Origin of the sequence: Eubacterium sp. SB2 (assembly GCF_001244405.1) — a bacterium.
Classification (GTDB): domain Bacteria; phylum Bacillota; class Clostridia; order Lachnospirales; family Lachnospiraceae; genus Faecalicatena; species Faecalicatena contortus_B.
The window spans coordinates 318,758-338,968 of record NZ_LN865149.1 but is presented as its reverse complement, the minus strand read 5'-3'; the positions used below and the strand labels follow the sequence as shown (position 1 = coordinate 338,968).

Sequence of the window (20,211 nt, the reverse complement as noted above, 5' to 3'; positions counted from 1 at the left end):
CTTTCTTTGTATGCAATTTTCAAGGTACATATCCGGATGCTCTGCTTTCGCTTCCCATCCGCTGACTGTTTTATCAGTCATTACATACACGAATTCTTTCGTATATCTAATCACTGGTAAAACCAGCTATCATAACAGCACTGCCCTGCTGATTGGGTTGGCGTTGATAAGTTGTTGCTTATCCTTGCCGGTATCTATATAATAAACATTTATATAATACTGACGGCGCTTCCGTCATTCTGTTATTCTTTTTTAGATTTGGCGGCCACCTACTCTCCCACATCGTCTCCAATGCAGTACCATCGGCCGTCTGGGTCTTAACCATCGTGTTCGGGATGGGAACGGGTGTTTCCCCCAGGCGCATCGCCACCAAAAAATTTTGTTATGAGATCATGTCCTCTTCAGACACTCTCTTGATAACTAAACAATAGACAACATACTCTTTACTTCTTTCTTCCTTAGAAAGGAGGTGATCCAGCCGCACCTTCCGATACGGCTACCTTGTTACGACTTCACCCCAGTTATCGGTCCCACCTTCGGCAGCTCCCTCCTTACGGTTGGGTCACTGACTTCGGGCGTTACCAACTCCCATGGTGTGACGGGCGGTGTGTACAAGACCCGGGAACGTATTCACCGCGACATTCTGATTCGCGATTACTAGCGATTCCAGCTTCATGTAGTCGAGTTGCAGACTACAATCCGAACTGAGACGTTATTTTTGGGATTTGCTCCACCTCGCGGCTTCGCCTCCCTTTGTTTACGCCATTGTAGCACGTGTGTAGCCCTGCTCATAAGGGGCATGATGATTTGACGTCATCCCCACCTTCCTCCAGGTTATCCCTGGCAGTCTCTCTAGAGTGCCCGGCCGAACCGCTGGCTACTAAAGATAAGGGTTGCGCTCGTTGCGGGACTTAACCCAACATCTCACGACACGAGCTGACGACAACCATGCACCACCTGTCTCCCCTGTCCCGAAGGAAAGGCACCATTACGCGCCGGTCAGGGGGATGTCAAGAGCAGGTAAGGTTCTTCGCGTTGCTTCGAATTAAACCACATGCTCCACCGCTTGTGCGGGTCCCCGTCAATTCCTTTGAGTTTCATTCTTGCGAACGTACTCCCCAGGTGGCATACTTATTGCGTTTGCTGCGGCACCGAATGGCTTTGCCACCCGACACCTAGTATGCATCGTTTACGGCGTGGACTACCAGGGTATCTAATCCTGTTTGCTCCCCACGCTTTCGAGCCTCAACGTCAGTCATCGTCCAGTAAGCCGCCTTCGCCACTGGTGTTCCTCCTAATATCTACGCATTTCACCGCTACACTAGGAATTCCACTTACCTCTCCGACACTCTAGTTACATAGTTTCCAATGCAGTCCCGGGGTTGAGCCCCGGGTTTTCACATCAGACTTACATAACCGTCTACGCTCCCTTTACACCCAGTAAATCCGGATAACGCTTGCCCCCTACGTATTACCGCGGCTGCTGGCACGTAGTTAGCCGGGGCTTCTTAGTCAGGTACCGTCATTTTCTTCCCTGCTGATAGAAGTTTACATACCGAAATACTTCATCCTTCACGCGGCGTCGCTGCATCAGGGTTTCCCCCATTGTGCAATATTCCCCACTGCTGCCTCCCGTAGGAGTTTGGGCCGTGTCTCAGTCCCAATGTGGCCGGTCACCCTCTCAGGTCGGCTACTGATCGTCGCCTTGGTAAGCCGTTACCTTACCAACTAGCTAATCAGACGCGGGTCCATCTCATACCACCGGAGTTTTTCCCACTGTACCATGCGGTACCGTGGTCTTATGCGGTATTAGCAGTCATTTCTAACTGTTATCCCCCTGTATGAGGCAGGTTACCCACGCGTTACTCACCCGTCCGCCGCTCAGTCGCAAAACTCTTCAATCCGAAGAAATCTAAGTAAAGCGCTTCGCTCGACTTGCATGTGTTAAGCACGCCGCCAGCGTTCATCCTGAGCCAGGATCAAACTCTCGTTAAAAGTGTTTGTATCCAGGTCAGAATTAACTACTAGCTAATTCTATCCCTTTTACTGTTCTTACCACCGAGATTAATCTCAGTGATGGGTGCATCATTATGATGCTGTTCTTAAAAATTTTCTCTATAAGAAATTTTCAAGGGTTTGTTGTCTATTGTTTAATTATCAAGGTGCTTTTTGTCGTTTGCTGTCCCTCACGGGTCAGCCTAAACATAATATCATTAATCATATGCATCTGTCAAGAGTTTATTTAACTTTTTTTCAACTTTTTTCAAACACATATTTTACATACTAGATTTAGTGTTTTTAGTGATGCTTTCCTACAATACTTTCTGTAGAACTTACATGCAAAAACTACTGGCTTGGCCCAGTAGTTCTGGAAAACATCAAAACGGAGAAAGAGGGATTTGAACCCTCGCGCCGGTCACCCGACCTACACCCTTAGCAGGGGCGCCTCTTCAGCCTCTTGAGTATTTCTCCTGATTCTGAATAATACCTGCTTTCTATATATCAGCAGGGCAATATACAATTATGCACCCAACAGTGCAAAAGTTATTATACTAAACAGATTGTTTTATGTCAACGGAAAAATCGCAACTTTTTCATTTTTTCTCATTTTTGTCAATTGTATCCTGTATTCTGTCATGCACAATGGATGCAATTTCCGTTGTTTTCATATTTTTATAATCATCATAGTACAATGGTTTCAGGAAATGAACCTGTACGGTAACCTTACTGATTGTATTTGTATCGAATGGGCGGAATGAATCAATCAGCGCTATGGGGACAATCGGACATTTTGCCTTTGTTGCAGCTTTGAAGCTGCCACCCTTAAATTCCCCGATGCGGTTTCCGTTCTTTGATCGGGTACCCTCTGCAAAGATCAGATAATTTCTCCCATTTTTCACTTCATTTGATACATCGATAATAACCTGCATAGCCTGACGTACATTATCCCTGTCCAGCATATATGCTTTCATACATGCAAAAACCTGTTTTAGAAACTGGATATTCTGAATTTCCTTCTTTGCGACCACTGAAAAGGGCATTGGGCAGGCCTCCAGAACAGCAAGCACATCGTACAGGCCCTGATGGTTTGGAAAAAACATGAATCCACTTTCTTTAGGAATATTTTCTGTGCCATAAGGTTCTATCCGTACATTTCCCCCTTTATTGGCACGCAGCACAATAAACTTCAGCAGGCTGTACTGTTCCTCCTCCGTGTACTTTTCAGTATGTGACGCGTGATAACACAGGCGGCACCACATATATGGAACCAGGATGATATTTCGGAACACCATCAGCAATATACGTTTCATTACATTTTCCTCTCAGCTCTTAGTTTTTCCATGATTTTTCTAATTTAAACACAATAATTAGTCTTCTATACAATATTCTTTGATGGCAGTTTCATACAAATTACTGCCTTCACTGTCAATTACAACGATAACAGGAAAATTTTCTACAGTCAGCCTGCGGATTGCCTCAGTCCCCAGATCATCATAGGCAACCACTTCTGAGCTGGTAATACATTTTGAAAGAAGGGCTCCTGCCCCTCCTACTGCTGCAAAGTAAACGGAATCATTTCTTATAACCGCTTCAATCACCTCCTGGCTCCTTTTTCCTTTTCCAATCATAGCACCGAGCCCCAGATCCAGAAGCTGAGGTGCGTATTTATCCATCCGGCTTGCAGTTGTAGGACCTGCCGAACCGATAGGGCGCCCTTCCCTTGCAGGTGAAGGCCCCATATAGTAAATCACCTGATTCTCAATATCTATAGGAAGAGACTTTCCCTCTCCCAGTATCTCATACATTCTTTTATGAGCTGCATCGCGGGCCGTATAGATTGTGCCCGTTATGTATACATAGTCGCCTGCATGCAGCGATTTTGATACTTCCTTCTTAATGGGTGCTGTGATATGTTTATCCATAATATATATCCCTCCCTGGTAAATTTTAAGAATATTCTGAAAAAGGTAAGCAAAGGGGTCAGACCCCTTTACAACTCCCGGACTACATGCCTGTTCACATGACAGCAGATATTAATTCCAACCGGCAGCCCGGCAATATGCGTTGCATAGGTATTGATATGAACCCCAAGTGCTGTGGTGGCTCCACCTAGGCCGCCCGGCCCGATTCCCAGCCTGTTTATCTTTTTTAATAATTCTTCTTCCAATTCTTTTACATATGGGATATCGGAATGTGTTCCTACTTCCCGGGTGAGGGCTTCTTTTGCCATCAATGCGCATTTTTCAAATGTTCCGCCGATGCCTACGCCGACTACCATTGGAGGGCAGGCATTAGGACCTGCATCTTTTACCGCTGTTAATACGGCTTTCTTAACACCTTCTATTCCTTCAGCAGGTTTCAACATAAAGACTCGGCTCATGTTTTCACTTCCGAATCCTTTCGGTGCTACTTTTATTTTTACTTTGTCTCCTGCTGTTATTTTTGTATGGATAATAGCAGGTGTATTATCTTTTGTATTTTCACGGATTAAGGGATCATTTACCACGGACTTTCTCAGAAAACCTTCTGTGTATCCCTGGCGCACACCTTCGTTGACTGCATCTTCCAGAAGTCCTCCCTCCAGATGCACGTCCTGGCCAATTTCCAGAAATATCACTGCCATGCCTGTATCCTGGCAGATTGGAATCATATCTTGCGCAGCAATCTCCAGATTCTCCTGTAGCTGTCCCAGTATTTGTTTTCCAAGAGGGGATTTTTCTGTCTGCTCTGCATGCTTCATCGCCGCATCCATATCAGGTGACAGATAGTGATTTGCTTCAATACACATTTCTTTTATATTTTTAGTGATTTCCTCAACATTAATTGACCGTACCATGATTCCTCCTGCACTATTTAATCATTTCATTTTTTTTAATTCACAACTTTTCTTATTATAATATAATTTTATAAAAAAGAAAATAGTGGTGGAGGAAACTTATCTTAAATTTGAGAAGAGAAGGGGCTGTCGGGAAGGAGAGCAGATCTTCAGTTAAGCTGCAAAATAAGGTATTTTAAAGACAGTGCAGTGTCAACGCAGATATTCTGCTGCAGCTTCCTTAGCGCTGGCTTTTGAAAAATTCCAGGTTCTCAGGGACATATCCTGCTTCTGAATCCACTGAAAATACTGTTCCAGTCTCCCATCCCAGTATTCCGGATTACCCACTACCTTTTCAGCAGCCTGAACCACAACTGGTGCGGTATCCAGGGAGCTGGCAAACATAAGGTGCATCATATCTACCTCCGAAATCTGCTCCCAGTGTCTGACATTATATTGTGCCGTCAGTTTATCCACTTTTGTAAATGACAGCGCAATATAGCAAACTGCTACCACGACCATGATATATTTGAATAATTGAAACTTCTTTCGTATAATACTCAGCATAACCCCCAGCATAATCAGCAGAAGCACCCCAAGGAACCAAAGAACCAGAACTCTTAAAAACGTAAGATGGTAAGCTCTTACATAAAGAATCATCCTGTAAGCTGCGGAAAGAGTCATAATACATGTGCATACAGAAATTATCATAAGAATAATTTTCAAAATTCTATTTTCTTCAAAAATACTAACACAGATTAACACAGTGATGAAGTTAATAATGCTGACCGCCAGCAGCTGCCAGAATCCCGCATGCGCATACTGTGAATATGTGACGCTCTCTGGCAGACCACTTTCAAACCGTAAAAACAAAAATAATATCTGAATCGCAGAGTAAAATACATATATAACGGCAAGTATCCCTGAAAATGTAATCCCTGTAACAGAATTTAAAGAAAGCTGTTTTACATTTTCTTTCTCTTTTATATTTAGTGCTGATAATCCTGAAAGAAATGCATACATCAGAATATAGCCTGCCAGAAATGTCAAAATTACTCCCAGCTCAGCCCCAAATCTGAACCATCCCGTAAAACGGCCGAAAAACACCGCAAAAATTTTATCTGAGTATACAAGAAGCGGAAGGACAATTACTAACAGCCCGGCTGCACACGCACACCCAAGAATAATCGGTTTGAAATATCTGCTTTCTTTTTTTACCCTATTTTTTCTATATCTAATTCCATGAATAAAGGGATCACATACCGAAGCAATCGTCTTTCCCGCCAGCATCAGAATAGATACCATATACTTCTGAAAGCTCCAGTTTCCCTGCTCGTTTACCTGTTGAATCATGCCAGACATAAAAAGCAGTATAATTCCGATCCAGTTAAAAAAGTGAAAAAATTTATTCATTGTCAGCGGGGTAGAAATTCCCAGCAGCATCATCCCAGCTGCGTAAATATAAAAATTTTTCTTCACTGTTATTCCCATTCTTTTTAAAAACATAAACGCTGTGGCAATTGTTACGGCAACAATGACAGGGAATGTAACTCCTGACAGATTCTTATACAGACAGAATGTAAAGATAAAACCGTAGATCCCACACATACATCCTGTATAGAGATAATTCTCCTCCAGTTTACTGACTGATAATGTTTCCATAATGAGTGCTCCTTTCCTTATTTACCGAAAGTTTTCGTCAACATCGGGGCCCGCTCGGCTATTCTTCATCCTCTACATATTCCAGAATATCTCCGGGCTGACATTTTAAAGCTTTACATATAGCGTCCAAAGTGGTAAATCTGACGGCCTTTGCTTTATTATTTTTTAATATCGAAAGATTGGCCATTGTAATATCGATCTCCTGTGCCAGCTCGGTCACGCTTATTTTTCTTTTAGCCATCATAACATCCAAATTTACTATAATTGACATCCTTTTCCTCCTGTAATATATTCCGCTTAAATGGTCAGATCATTTTCGTTTTTAAAACGTACAGCTTCTTTAAAAACACAGGCCAGAACATGGCTGAACAGTCCGGCTATAAAAAAGGTCAGAATAACGACATACGTTGCAGGAGTGGGCAGAAAAAATAACTTTATTACAAATAGCACAGAAATAATAAAACTTACTTTTCCCATCATACTCAGACTTTTTACATTGTTATCCACAAAACAGTCTTTTTTGATCACTGTCTTTATCATCCTTCTCAGCTGATGCACAATGATAAGGCCACAGACACCTGCAAGAGCAACAGTAATTAACATGGGCCAAAATTGTACTTCTATTTCTGCATAATAATACCTGCCTGCCAGTTTTAATATAAATGGGAGACCCGCCAGTACAATAATTCCTGCATAAAACATAAAACCTAAAAATCCACTTGTAAATCTGATCAGCTTTTCCTGCTTCATAAAATTCAATCCTTTCCAAATTCTGTGTAATTTTCCAATAGTTCTTTTTATGGATTATATCATTATTAAAACTGTATTTCAATATATTTTTATCGAATAACAATATATTTTTATTATTATAAAGTAAATATAGCTAAGTTATTGACTAATACGTCCATAAATACCGGAAAGCTAAATCCCGGAAAATACTATTTACTTACTGTTTATTTATAAATACACAGTTAATTATTCGTAATGGTAGTAAATTAATCGTAAATTTAAAATGAAAAACGAGTACTTCCTGCCTTATCTAAATAAGGCATTCTGTACCCGCTTTATAATTGCATCTCTATTTCATATTTAAAAAAGCAAATAAATTTTGAGAATATTCTGAAAATAGTATGCAAAGGGGTCAGACCCCTTTACTCATAAGCTTGGTTTAATATCATGATGACGTCCTCATAATCCACTGCAGCCGGATTTAAAAGCATAGCCCCGTCATTCAATGCTGTTTTTGCCACTGCATCAAAATCTTTTTTCTCTACTTTTACTTCTTTTAGTGTCATGGGCAGTCCACATAGCTTATGAAGTCTGCGTTCGAGTTTTCTAACGGATTTTATAGCCTCTTCACTTCTCTTTTCTGCAGAAGTTCTGGCATACACTTCCGGCCCCTCCAGGTATAGAAGCAATTCTCCGTATATATCTCCCAATTGTTTATAATTATATAACATACAATATGGCAGCAAAATGGCCATGGCATTTCCATGGGGTACTTTACAGACTCCGCCCAGTGCATGTCCGATTGCATGAACCGCTCCTACCATGGAATTGGAGAATGCTGCACCGGCCATAGTGGATGCGTTTGCCATTGCAAGTCTTGCCTCAATATTTTTTCCGTCTTTTATGGTGGTCACCAGATTTTCTGAAATCAGTTTTATTGCAGCGGCAGCATAGGCATCGCTCAGTGGATTTTTTTGAGTACAGCTGAATGCTTCTATTGCATGGCATAATGCATCAAAACCTGTCGAAGCTGCCGTTTTCGGCGGAAGCGTTTCCGTCATTCGGGGATCCAGTACCGCTGCATCCGGTAACAGATAGTTTGATATAAACTCCATTTTTACGGACTTTTCTATATTTTTAATCACAGCTACGAGTGTTGTCTCTGAACCGGTTCCCGATGTAGTCGGCACTGCGATAAAAGGGATATGTTTTCCTCGAATCAGGGACTCGCAGCCCTGCAGTTCCAGCAAATCCTCTGCCTCCTGGGATATCAGCATTTCTACGCCCTTTGCAGTATCTATAATAGAACCTCCGCCTACGGCTATGATGCTGTCACAGGCCGCTTCTTTATATTTTTTCCCGATTTTATTCACAACTTCAACCGAAGAATCTGCAGGAATATCCGTAAAAACAGCCCCCGGCTCCATTCCTGTAGAAGCAATTGCGTTGGTTACCTTCTTTAGAGATCCTACTTTCTCGAGAATCCTGCCGGATAACAAAATAGGTCTGGATGCCCCCAGTCCTTTTAGTTCATAAGTAATGTTTTCAAGCGCATACTTTCCGGATAAAATTTTTGTTGAATTCTGAAATTCATAATACGTTGGCAGCACGAGTTTTCCTCCTAAATCTCATCAAAATTTAAAATAAAATCGACTTTTCCACAATTTTCCAGGGTTTTCCACATACTTTATGTGAATTACTCCGTTTTTTAGCAATATAAATGTTGATAACTTTTATTTCACAATAACATATTTATCCCCGCAGACCGCATCGGTGCACCAAAGAAATCGGTCATTCGGAGCATAACGACAACCCGCTATGAATACTCAAAGAGTCTACTTGAGTCTTTATTCTAAAATCCCAATAATGAATGGCAATATACCCGAAAACTTCCCAGTTGTTTACCAGGTACTCTACGCAGTATTCTTTTTGTAATTATTTTAGGAAACAAATATACTTCGGCCAATTCAATACACCTTACAATAGACATAATCTCGGCAATATCCCCCTTCACCATAAAACGATGCTGAGCATAAGCCTCTGTAATCCCAATCTGTCCGGAAAATACCAGAAATGCACCGTCAATACTTTTAAATGAGATAAGAATATCCGGATCCTCGATATTTCCGGAACGCACTATACCACTGGATATTCTTTTTAAACAAAGCTTTGGTCCCCTTTTTGATGCAGTAAGAACAATCGTCCTTCCTATCGGCCAGCCCTCAATTTCTTTGCAGACTCTGCTATCATACTTATATAAAGTCTTCATTCCACGATACAGAAAAAACATAATCACCTTTACAAAAAGAATCTTCCCGCTAAACACCCCTCGCTTTATTAGGCTTAAACGCATGACGTTTCCTCCTTTCCCTGAATGAGTAATCTCAGAATATAATGCTAAAAACATCCACAAATACTATTCCAATCTTCTTAAGTATACCAAACCCCACACCAAAAATATATAACTGAATATAATCTCACTCAATAAACATTATTTCCAATAACGAATCGATCCGAAAAGCCATCAACAATCCGCCTCTCCCGCCCCTGCCAGCGCAGAGAACCATCCAAAGAATTCAACTTTCCCGTCCTGATGCACCAGCTTTCCGGAGTCGTGAAAGGGATATCCCGGATGCTTCATTCGGAGATTACTGCCGCTTCATCAAAATAAAAGCCAGCATATGAACTACAAGCAGGACCTCAAGTCCTGCTTGTAAGCCGACTTATACGGGAATGCATCCTGCATTCCCGTGTTTGTCGGCGATGTTCATCATGCTGGCTTTTCTTTTGATTAGCGGCAGTTATCTTCGAATAAAGCATCCGGGATATCCCTTTCACGACTCCGGAAAGCGTCCCTTCAGCCGACCTCCCGGAAGTTTATTCCTGAATCTCCTCCTCATCATCCTCAGAGATTTCTACCTTTTCTCCGTCAATCTCCGCGGATGCTTTTCTTACCTTAGCTACACTCGCCACAGTATCCCCCTCGGCAAGGTTGATCAGTTTTACTCCTGATGTCACTCTTCCAAGAGCCGATATATCCGCACACTGCATACGGATAATAATGCCTTCCGTGTTGATAATCATAACCTCGTTATCCTCATTCACGGCCTTCATTCCCACTACATTGCCTGTCTTCTCGGTTATCTTGTAGCACTTCACACCCTTACCGCCGCGGTTCTGTGTTGTAAATTCTTCCAGGCTGGTGCGCTTGCCCATCCCCTTTTCCGATACAATGAGGAGATCGCTGCCCTGGGTGCTCATCTGCATTGCAATGACTTCATCCCTGTCGCTTAAGTTCATGCCGCGGACACCCATGGAAGTTCTTCCTGTCGCCCGGACATCCTTTTCATTAAATCTAATACACTGGCCATATTTGGTTACCAGTACAATATCTTCCTCATTATCCGTAATCTTGACCTCAATCAGCCTGTCGTCCTCGCGCAGCGTGATCGCTGCAAGCCCTGTCTTTCTAACATTTGCATAATCGGTAATCGGAGTCTTTTTCACAAGTCCCTTCTCTGTTGCCATAAATAAGAACTTCCCATCCTCATACTCCTGGATCGGAATCATAGCCGTGATCTTCTCATCCGGCATCAGCTGCAGGATATTAATAATAGCGGTTCCTCTCGCAGTCCTGCTGGCCTCCGGAATCTCGTATCCCTTGATCCTGTATACACGTCCTGTATTGGTAAAGAACATGATATAGTGATGGGTGGAGGTAATAAATAATTCCTTGATATAATCCTCCTCCAGCGTCTGCATTCCCTTAATTCCCTTGCCGCCCCTGTTCTGGCTCTTGAAGGTATCCATGGTCATACGCTTGATATATCCGAGCCTGGTCATAGTAATAACAATATTTTCCCTTGGTATCAGATCTTCCATGGATATGTCAAATTCATCAAAGCCGATAGAGGTTCTTCTCTCATCCCCGTACTTTTCAGAAATAAGCAGAATCTCTTCCCGGATCACGCCGAGAAGCAGCTTTCTGTCGGCCAGAATTGCCTTTAATTCGCCGATTTTCTTCATCAGCTCTTCGTATTCACTTTCCAGCTTCTCTCTTTCCAGACCGGTCAGCGCACGGAGCCGCATATCCACAATGGCCTGTGCCTGCACTTCCGTTAAATCAAATCTGGCAATCAATTCTTCTTTTGCGATTTGGACGTTCTTAGATCCCCTGATGATCTTAATAACTTCATCGATATGATCCAGCGCAATAAGTAACCCCTTTAAAATATGCGCACGCTCTTCTGCCTTATTCAGTTCATACTTTGTTCTTCTGGTTACAACTTCCTCCTGATGCTTCAGATAAAGCCGCAGCATATCCAGAATATTCATAACCCTTGGCTCATTATTTACAAGCGCAAGCATAATAACGCCAAATGTATCCTGCAGCTGTGTATGTTTGTACAGCTGATTCAGAATAACATTCGGATTCACATCCCGGCGCAGTTCAATACAGATTCTCATTCCTTCACGGTTTGACTGGTCACTAAGGTCTGTGATTCCATCGATTTTCTTATCCCGCACAAGCTCAGCCATCTTTTCAATTAATCTGGCTTTATTGACCATATAAGGCAGCTCTGTGACAATAATCCGGTTCTTCCCGTTTGCCATAGGCTCAATGTTCGTAATTGCACGCACACGGATCTTGCCGCGTCCGGTTCTATATGCTTCCTCAATACCTCTTGTTCCCAGAATCTCCGCACCTGTCGGAAAATCCGGTCCCTTAACGATCTTTAAAATGTCTTCTATGGCTGTATCGCCGTTCTCTTCAATCTGGTCGTCAATGATTCTTACAACCGCGCTGATAACCTCCCTCAAGTTGTGGGGGGGGATATTTGTCGCCATTCCTACTGCGATACCTGATGTTCCATTGACAAGAAGATTCGGAAATCTGGCCGGCAGCACGGTCGGCTCTTTTTCCGTCTCATCAAAGTTCGGTGTAAAATCAACGGTATCCTTGTTGATATCCGCCGTCATCTCCATGGAAATCTTGCTGAGACGGGCCTCCGTATAACGCATGGCAGCGGCGCCGTCGCCGTCCACAGAACCAAAGTTACCGTGGCCGTCAACAAGCGGATATCTGGTAGACCATTCCTGGGCCAGATTTACCAGCGCCCCGTAGATGGAACTGTCGCCGTGGGGGTGATACTTACCCATCGTATCACCGACAATACGCGCACATTTACGATGCGGCTTGTCTGGTCCGTTATTCAATTCGATCATAGAGTACAGAATTCTCCTCTGTACAGGCTTCAGCCCGTCTCTTACATCGGGCAGGGCACGGGCAGCTATTACGCTCATGGCATAGTCGATATAAGAATTTTCCATGGTCTTTTTCAAATCAACTTCATGGACTTTATCAAAAATATTATCTTCCATTTTTATATCCTTTCCTTTGGAGGTTTTCCGGCAGACAAATAGTCCGTTCTGCCGAACCCTTAATTATTCGATGCTGATCTGTAATCAGTACTTTCCCTGCAATCTATGATTAGATATCCAGATTCTGCACATACTTCGCATTCTCTTCGATAAATTCCCGCCTTGGCTCTACTTTGTCTCCCATCAGCGTAGTGAAAGTCAGGTCAAGCTCTGAAGACGTCTCCTCGTCCATCGTCACCCTCAGCAGTATTCTGTGTTCCGGATCCATGGTGGTCTCCCACAGCTGTTCCGCATCCATCTCTCCAAGACCTTTATAGCGCTGTATCTTGTTGTTTCCGTCACGTCCCACTTCTGAAAGAATCTGGCTCAGTTCCTCATCACTGTATGCATACCATACCTTTTTGTTCTTTTCCAGCTTGTACAGCGGCGGCTGCGCCAGATACACATAACCGTCTTTGATCAGATCCGGCATAAAACGATATAAAAATGTCAATAACAAAGTGCTGATATGTGCCCCATCCACGTCGGCATCAGTCATAATGATAATCTTATGGTACCGAAGCTTCGTAATATCAAAATCCTCATGTATTCCCGTTCCAAATGCAGTGATCATCGCTTTGATCTCCGCATTTCCATAAATCTTGTCCAGCCTTGCCTTCTCCACATTCAGAATCTTTCCCCTCAGCGGCAGGATAGCCTGAGTGGATCTGTCTCTGGCGGTTTTCGCGGAACCGCCGGCAGAATCACCCTCTACGATGTAAATCTCGCAGTTTTTCGGGTCCTTGTCCGAGCAGTCGGCAAGTTTACCCGGCAGGGACATTCCCTCCAGGGCAGATTTTCTTCTGGTAAGATCCCTTGCTTTTCTGGCTGCCTCCCTTGCACGCTGCGCCATCACTGACTTTTCGACAGTCATTTTCGCAACATTTGGGTTCTGCTCCAGGAAAATCTCCAGCTGGGTACTCACAATACTGTCCACAGCGCCGCGCGCCTCACTATTGCCCAGCTTCTGCTTGGTCTGTCCCTCAAACTGGGGATCCTCAATCTTTACGCTGATGATCGCAGTCAGACCTTCCCTTATATCCTCACCGGATAGATTCGGCTCACTGTCTTTGAGCAGCTTATTTTTTCTCGCATAATCATTAAAAGTTTTCGTCAAAGCATTACGGAATCCCACTATATGGGTACCGCCCTCCGGCGTCGTAATATTATTTACAAAGCCATAAGTATTGTCACTGTAGGAATCATTGTGCTGCATTGCAACCTCAACGGCTACATTATCCTTCATTCCCTCACAGTATATAATCTGGTCGTAAAGAGCTGTTTTACTGCGGTTCAAATAAGTGACGAACTCCTTGATCCCGCCCTCGTAGTGGAAATTCTTCTCCACAAGCTCTTCCCCGCGCTCATCCCTAAGTACAATCCGCAGTCCTCTCGTCAGGAAAGCCATCTCGCGAAAACGCTGCTTTAATGTATCATAATCAAAAATCGTTTCCTCAAAAATCTCATCATCCGGCAGAAATGTTACTTTAGTTCCGCTCTTATCGGCCTCACATTCTCCGACTACCCGCAGCTTTTCCACAACTTTTCCACGCTCGTATCTCTGCCTGTAGATCTTACCCTCATTGTAGATCTCTACTTCCAGCCACTGCGACAATGCGTTTACAACCGAAGCTCCCACACCGTGCAGGCCTCCCGATACCTTGTAACCCCCGCCGCCAAACTTTCCCCCCGCATGCAGAATTGTAAATACAACCTCTACCGCAGGAAGCCCGGCCTTATGATTGATCCCCACAGGAATACCACGCCCGTTATCAATAACCGTGATGGAGTTGCCCTCATTTATACTTACAAAGATTGTATCACAATATCCTGCCAGCGCCTCATCCACAGCGTTGTCTACAATCTCATATACCAGATGGTGAAGTCCTCTTGACGAAGTGCTTCCGATGTACATCCCCGGCCTTTTTCTTACCGCTTCCAATCCCTCTAATATCTGGATCTGATCTGCTCCATATTCAGCATCAAATTCTGTACCTGTTGCACCCATTTAAAAACCTCCTAATTTTCTTTTGCTACCTGTCCATTTTTTACATGGAAAATTTTATTAATAGAAAATCGATGATTCACAAACTCATCTAATCCAGTACATGTGATTACCGTTTGTATATCATGAATACTATCCAGTAAATAGTTTTGCCTGTGTTTATCCAGTTCAGACAATACATCGTCCAATAATAATACAGGCGTATCCCTGATCAGTGACCTGACCAGTTCTATCTCGGAGAGCTTCAGCGACAAAGCTGCCGTCCGCTGCTGCCCCTGTGACCCAAACCTGCGGATATCCAGGCTGCCCGCCATAAAACAAAGATCATCCCTGTGCGGGCCCACAGAGGTGCTTTTCAGCCTCATATCCCTGTCCCTGTTTTTCTTCAGAGCCTGTTCCAGGCTAAGGTTTCCGACGCTGCATTCGTAGGAAAGAGTGATATGCTCCTTCCCGCCAGTTAATTTATAGTGGATATCAGAGATGATTTCATTCACTTCTTCTATGAACCGCTTCCGGCTCTCCATTACTTTTGTTCCGTACTCAACCAATTGCATATCCCAGATATCCAACGTTTCCACAAGATTCTCCTGTTTGTAAATGTCTTTGAGTAAGGAATTTCTCTGATTAATAATTCGATTATAGTTAGAAAGATTGCTGAGATATACTTTATCAAGCTGCGACAATTCCAGATCGATAAATCTTCTTCTTCCGGAAGGCCCGTCCTTGATAATGTTCAAGTCTTCCGGAGAAAAAAATACAAAATGAATAATTCCAAACAATTCACTTGCTTTGCGGATCGGAATCTTATTGATGGCAATCCCTTTGGGGCTGTTCTTTTTCAGATGCATATCGATCTGATATTCTATTCCCCTTTTCTCAACAATGGTCTCCAGATGTGCTTCATCACGTCCAAACTGAATCAAATCCCTGTCTTTTGTACCTCTGTGAGATTTGGTAGTCCCGGACAAATACAGGGCTTCCAGTACATTCGTCTTGCCTTGTGCATTGTCGCCGTAGAGAATATTTGTCTTGGGATCAAAGGTCAAATCCAACAATTCGTAATTCCTGTAATTCTTTAGTTTTAAAGATTTGATTACCATAATTTCTCCATCAGCATGTAATTATTTGTAACAGTTCAGGCAGGCCTGAACTGTTACGCATCCAGCACATTGAAATTCGCCTGCGGCGAAGCGCTGTATGCCTGCAACCACCATGTTTTCGTACGGTCTGCGCAGTAAATGCGCAGACCTATCTGAACTGACACGATTATTTTACACTTTTTCAGACTATTTTTCAATTTTTATTTCCTGGCCGTCAAATTCCACCTTGTCTCCATCGTATAATTTGCGCCCTCTTCTGGTGTCCGTCTCTCCGTTCACCTTTACCAATCCGTCCTGGACAGCCTCTTTTGCCTCCACTCCGGAATCCACAAGCCCGGCCGCTTTCAGTGCCTGTCCCAGCTTGATAAATTCATCGCTTTCACGTAACTTTATAATCTCCATTCCGAATCCTTTCTGTCCTTTCGATAACCCCATTGGGGACGCCGCCCTTTTATCCCGGCCTGAAACTGCCGCGCCTTATATCTGGATAAAAGGGCCACGTCCCCATTTATTATGCAACCGTGCTGTAACAGTGAAAGCCTGTCTGACCTGTTACACCGCGTTAAAATTAACCGGAAGAATCAAATAAATATAACTTTGTTTTTCATCCTTGATAAAACATGGCGCCTTTGCATTCATGTAATACAGGTCAACCTCCTCATCATCAATGACTCTCAGGGCATCGATTAGGAACTTAGGATTAAACCCGATCATCAGATCCTTCCCCTCTTTTGTGATAAAGATCTCCTCATCCATGGATCCGATCTGAGACTTGATCTTAAGTTCCATGGACTCGTCCCGGATATCAATGATAATCGGCTTCTTGTCTCCCTCCTTGATCAGAAGGGTGGCTCTGTCAATACAGTCCAGAAGCTCTTTCTTGTTCATTCTTACTTTTGTCTCATAATCGCTGGAGAGCATCTGGTCAATCTTAAAATAATCTCCTTCGATCAGCCTGGATACCACCACTGTCTTATCAAACTCAAACACAATGTGGTTCTTTGTAAACGAAATGTCTACATCCGCTTCTGCCTCACCGCCGATGATCTTGCTGATCTCCTGCAGTGTCTTTCCCGGTACGATCACCTTTTTCGGCGCATAGTTTTCCTTTAACTCAATCTTACGGATCGAGATTCTGTGGCCGTCCAGAGAGACCACCTTCAGGATATTCTCTTCGATCTCGAACAGTTCGCCTGTCATCATCTTGTTTGTATCGTTGTCTGCGATGGAAAAGATCGTCTGACGTATGACTTCTTTCAGCGTAAACTCAGAGACGGTAATGTAGTCCTCTTTTTCAATCACGGGCAGGTATGAAAAATCTTCTCCCGACTGTGCGGCAATATTGAACTTCGCTTTTTCACAGGTAATCATTGTCTGATTATCCGTATCGGTCTCAATGGTTACATCATTGTCAGGAAGCTTCCTGACGATCTCTGAAAATATTCTTGCATTCAGGGCTATGATTCCTCTCTCTACAATATCACCTTCGATGCTTGTCTCAATTCCAAGTTCCATATCATTCGCAGTCAGTTTAATGACATCTGTAGATGCATCGATCAGAATACATTCCAGAATAGGCATTGTAGTTTTGGATGGTACAGCTTTGGATACAATGCTGACACCTTTAACCAGGTTAGATTTTGAACAAACGATTTTCATATGTCGGTAACTCCTTTCGATGGGTGTGGTGAAAAAACTTTCCACCGCGTTTTTTATAGATAAATATATAAATCAATTCCGTCTTCTTCGTAATAGGGGCTGTGAATAAGTTCATAAGTGCTTCAAAGCCTTTAAAATTAAGGGGTTGTCCATACTGAAAACTGTGTAGACATCCACTGGAAAGTGTTGGGACAAGATGGGGATAAAAAAACTCCTCAAACTCCTTAATTTTTTTATTAACCTCATAATTCACATCATTTTAACATGGTTATCCACAATTTATCCACATTAGATAGGATTTATCTTCTTCTTAATAATGTTCACAGTGTTGTTCAGAGCCTCGTCAACTGTAAGGTCATGTGCGATCTTCTTAACTCCATGGCTGACAGAAGCGTGATCCTTGCCTCCCAGGATAATCCCTACAGTCTTAAGGGGGGTATCCGTCATCGCACGGCAGAGGTACATTACAATCTGACGGGGAAGTACGATCTCAGCATTTCTTTTTTTCCCCTTCAATTCAGCAATGGGTACATTAAAATGTTCGGATACAACATCGATAATCAGTTCCGGAGTAATCGTCCGGTTAGCATCGGGCGAAATCATGTCCTTCAGCGCTTCTGCGGCCAGAGGAATATCGATCGGTTTCTTCTCCAGGTTGGATAAGGCGATCAGCTTGTTCAGGGAGCCTTCCAGTTCCCTGATATTGGATTTAATATTATTCGCAATATATTGAAGGACTTCATCCGGAATGTGATAACGTTCCAGTCCGTCCAGTTCCTCTTTCTTCCTGAGAATAGCCATCCTGGTCTCATAATCAGGTGAGGAAATATCCGCAATCAGTCCCCATTCAAAACGGGTGCGGAGCCGTGCTTCCAGTGTCTCGATATCCTTCGGAGGCTTATCACTGGAGATAATAATCTGCTTCCCTGATACATGGAGATGGTTAAACGTATGGAAAAATTCTTCCTGTGTACTTTCCTTACCTATTATAAACTGGATATCATCAATCAGAAGCACATCGTTATTTCGGTATTTTTCACGGAAAGTAGTCATGGCAAGTTCATTGCCGTTTTTACCTATTTTTAAGGCATCAATCAATTCATTTGTAAATGTCTCACTTGTCACATACAGGACCTTCTTGGAAGGGTCATTTTCAAGTATAAAGTGTGCAACCGAATGCATCAGATGAGTCTTCCCCAGTCCGACACCTCCATATATAAAAAGAGGGTTGTAAATCTCTCCGGGCGATTCTGCAACCGCAAGAGACGCAGCATGTGCGAAATTATTATTACTGCCCACAACAAAAGTATCAAATGTATATTTAGCATTGAGATTCGCATTCTCAAAGATAGCATTTGACTTTTTATTCTTTATGACATTTTCTTTCTTTTCCTGGATGATGACATTATCTTCAGTAACAAAAGAGATTTCAAACTCAGTGCCTGTAACTTCTGCAATACACACTTTAAAAGGAAGGAGATATTTCTCTTCTATATGTTCCAGGCTGGCTTTGAGTTTTACAAGAATATAGACAGTGTCATCGGTAACTTCATATACAGTAAGCGGCGCAATCCACGTATTGTATGAAATATTAGATGAGCAATATTCGTCCTTCATTTTGTTTAAAATCTGCTCCCAATTTTCAACTACAATGTTCATCGACAGTACTCCTAATCAATATAATAGAGAGATATGAACGCAAAATCTCTCTATTACATTTTACATCAAAACGGTATGAGAAGCAATGAGAAATGATGTGTATAACTTTATGAACAATTTAAACGCGTATGTTTGCATGGGTTAAAATCAAAAATAAAATTTAATCAACACTTTATCCAACACTTATCCACAGTTTATCCACATAAGAATTAGAGAACGAACTTGTGAGTGAACGGATGGGGGGACGTTCTATAAAAGGATGTGAGGGGTGCTGCAGCCGGGGCTGGTTTCCTCCGGGAGTGTGTATGGCTTTTGAAAGTCCGCACCACTTGATAAGAAACAGTAACAGACAAAATGTGGGAAATAGAGGGACATGCCGCAGTTGGCCTAAAATCTTGATGATTTTAGGCCGCCGGCGGCAACAGAATTTGTTTTGGTAAAACAAATTCTGCCCTCTATTTCCCACATTTTCTCTGTAACTGTTTCTAATCGAGTTATAAGGACTTTCAAAAGCCATACACACTCCCGGAGGAAACCAGCCCCGGCTGCAGCACCCCTCACATCCTTTCATAGAGCTAGGTGCATCAAGAGGGAAGGTATGATTCTTAGTGGGTGGGGTTCGGACGGGGCAGCGGATGGTAACTGGTTGTGCGGATTGTTAATGTGTGTTTAAAAAAATTTTAAGTTGTACTTGGGAGTCGTCTGTAAGGATTAGGTTATATGGGGGGATAATTTATTCAGTAGCCATGCAACAGCACCACAGGTTAAAACACGAGTTATAGGAAGCTTTGTATAAAATACAGATCTCAGCTCCGCGTCGTCAGGGCAGATCCACTGCTACCGTATGAAGTAACCATAAGCTATTCATCCGCTTCCCTACCGCAATCCTGCCGATTGGATGAACCTAGCTAAGGAAGAGGTGTGGCTTGCTCCTGGGGGAGTGTGTATGCTGATTCAGAATCCCTCGAAGTAAGCGTTAGAAGATGTTAGCGAAAAAACAGGTAAAATTGAGGGCAAAATTTGTTTTACCAAAACAAATTTTGTTGCCGCCGGCGGCCCAAAATCATCAAGATTTTGGGCCAACTGCGGCATGTCCCTCAATTTTACCTGTTTTTTCGTTTACATCTTCTTCGTGAACGGCCGGGATTTGAATCAGCATA

Annotated in this window: 14 protein-coding genes, 1 tRNA gene and 2 rRNA genes; all 17 read right to left on the bottom strand. The window is 43.0% G+C overall.

Annotated elements, in window-relative coordinates; all coding sequences use genetic code 11:
- Nucleotides 1-256 precede the first annotated feature (256 nt).
- Nucleotides 257-374, bottom strand: a 5S ribosomal RNA gene (gene rrf / locus BN1938_RS03315).
- 88 nt (nucleotides 375-462) lie between these two features.
- Nucleotides 463-1,995, bottom strand: a 16S ribosomal RNA gene (locus BN1938_RS03310).
- 389 nt (nucleotides 1,996-2,384) lie between these two features.
- Nucleotides 2,385-2,472: transfer RNA gene (locus BN1938_RS03305), tRNA-Ser, on the bottom strand.
- 122 nt (nucleotides 2,473-2,594) lie between these two features.
- Nucleotides 2,595-3,311 (bottom strand): lysophospholipid acyltransferase family protein, encoded by a 717-nt coding sequence (locus BN1938_RS03300; RefSeq protein WP_025653898.1) that lies wholly within the window; start codon nucleotides 3,309-3,311, stop codon nucleotides 2,595-2,597.
- A gap of 57 nt (nucleotides 3,312-3,368) precedes the next feature.
- Nucleotides 3,369-3,923, bottom strand: coding sequence for a Fe-S-containing hydro-lyase (locus tag BN1938_RS03295; protein WP_050639226.1), 555 nt, complete (start codon nucleotides 3,921-3,923; stop codon nucleotides 3,369-3,371).
- A gap of 68 nt (nucleotides 3,924-3,991) precedes the next feature.
- Nucleotides 3,992-4,837: a fumarate hydratase gene (locus tag BN1938_RS03290; RefSeq protein WP_050639225.1), complete on the bottom strand. Its 846-nt coding sequence runs from the start codon at nucleotides 4,835-4,837 to the stop codon at nucleotides 3,992-3,994.
- 192 nt (nucleotides 4,838-5,029) lie between these two features.
- A complete protein-coding gene (locus BN1938_RS03285) occupies nucleotides 5,030-6,478 on the bottom strand; it encodes a DUF4153 domain-containing protein (protein WP_050639224.1) in 1,449 nt (482 codons plus the stop codon).
- Nucleotides 6,479-6,536: 58 nt separating this feature from the next.
- On the bottom strand, nucleotides 6,537-6,749 hold the full coding sequence (locus BN1938_RS03280; RefSeq protein ID WP_050639223.1) for a helix-turn-helix domain-containing protein: 213 nt from the start codon (nucleotides 6,747-6,749) through the stop codon (nucleotides 6,537-6,539).
- Nucleotides 6,750-6,775: 26 nt separating this feature from the next.
- Nucleotides 6,776-7,228, bottom strand: coding sequence for a DUF2975 domain-containing protein (locus BN1938_RS03275; RefSeq protein ID WP_050639222.1), 453 nt, complete (start codon nucleotides 7,226-7,228; stop codon nucleotides 6,776-6,778).
- Nucleotides 7,229-7,629: 401 nt separating this feature from the next.
- On the bottom strand, nucleotides 7,630-8,817 hold the full coding sequence (locus BN1938_RS03270; protein WP_050639221.1) for an iron-containing alcohol dehydrogenase: 1,188 nt from the start codon (nucleotides 8,815-8,817) through the stop codon (nucleotides 7,630-7,632).
- A 242-nt stretch (nucleotides 8,818-9,059) separates the two neighbouring features.
- Nucleotides 9,060-9,560 (bottom strand): hypothetical protein, encoded by a 501-nt coding sequence (locus BN1938_RS03265; protein ID WP_050639220.1) that lies wholly within the window; start codon nucleotides 9,558-9,560, stop codon nucleotides 9,060-9,062.
- Nucleotides 9,561-10,084: 524 nt separating this feature from the next.
- Nucleotides 10,085-12,589 (bottom strand): DNA gyrase subunit A, encoded by a 2,505-nt coding sequence (gene gyrA, locus BN1938_RS03260; RefSeq protein ID WP_050639219.1) that lies wholly within the window; start codon nucleotides 12,587-12,589, stop codon nucleotides 10,085-10,087.
- Nucleotides 12,590-12,698: 109 nt separating this feature from the next.
- Complete coding sequence (gyrB, locus tag BN1938_RS03255; RefSeq protein WP_050639218.1) at nucleotides 12,699-14,636, bottom strand: DNA topoisomerase (ATP-hydrolyzing) subunit B; 1,938 nt, start codon at nucleotides 14,634-14,636, stop codon at nucleotides 12,699-12,701.
- Nucleotides 14,637-14,647: 11 nt separating this feature from the next.
- Nucleotides 14,648-15,733 (bottom strand): DNA replication/repair protein RecF, encoded by a 1,086-nt coding sequence (gene recF / locus BN1938_RS03250; protein ID WP_050639217.1) that lies wholly within the window; start codon nucleotides 15,731-15,733, stop codon nucleotides 14,648-14,650.
- A 186-nt stretch (nucleotides 15,734-15,919) separates the two neighbouring features.
- Complete coding sequence (locus BN1938_RS03245; RefSeq protein ID WP_050639244.1) at nucleotides 15,920-16,135, bottom strand: RNA-binding S4 domain-containing protein; 216 nt, start codon at nucleotides 16,133-16,135, stop codon at nucleotides 15,920-15,922.
- Between the two features lie 150 nt (nucleotides 16,136-16,285).
- On the bottom strand, nucleotides 16,286-17,392 hold the full coding sequence (gene dnaN, locus BN1938_RS03240; protein ID WP_050639216.1) for a DNA polymerase III subunit beta: 1,107 nt from the start codon (nucleotides 17,390-17,392) through the stop codon (nucleotides 16,286-16,288).
- 288 nt (nucleotides 17,393-17,680) lie between these two features.
- On the bottom strand, nucleotides 17,681-19,051 hold the full coding sequence (dnaA, locus tag BN1938_RS03235; RefSeq protein ID WP_050639215.1) for a chromosomal replication initiator protein DnaA: 1,371 nt from the start codon (nucleotides 19,049-19,051) through the stop codon (nucleotides 17,681-17,683).
- Nucleotides 19,052-20,211: the final 1,160 nt, after the last annotated feature.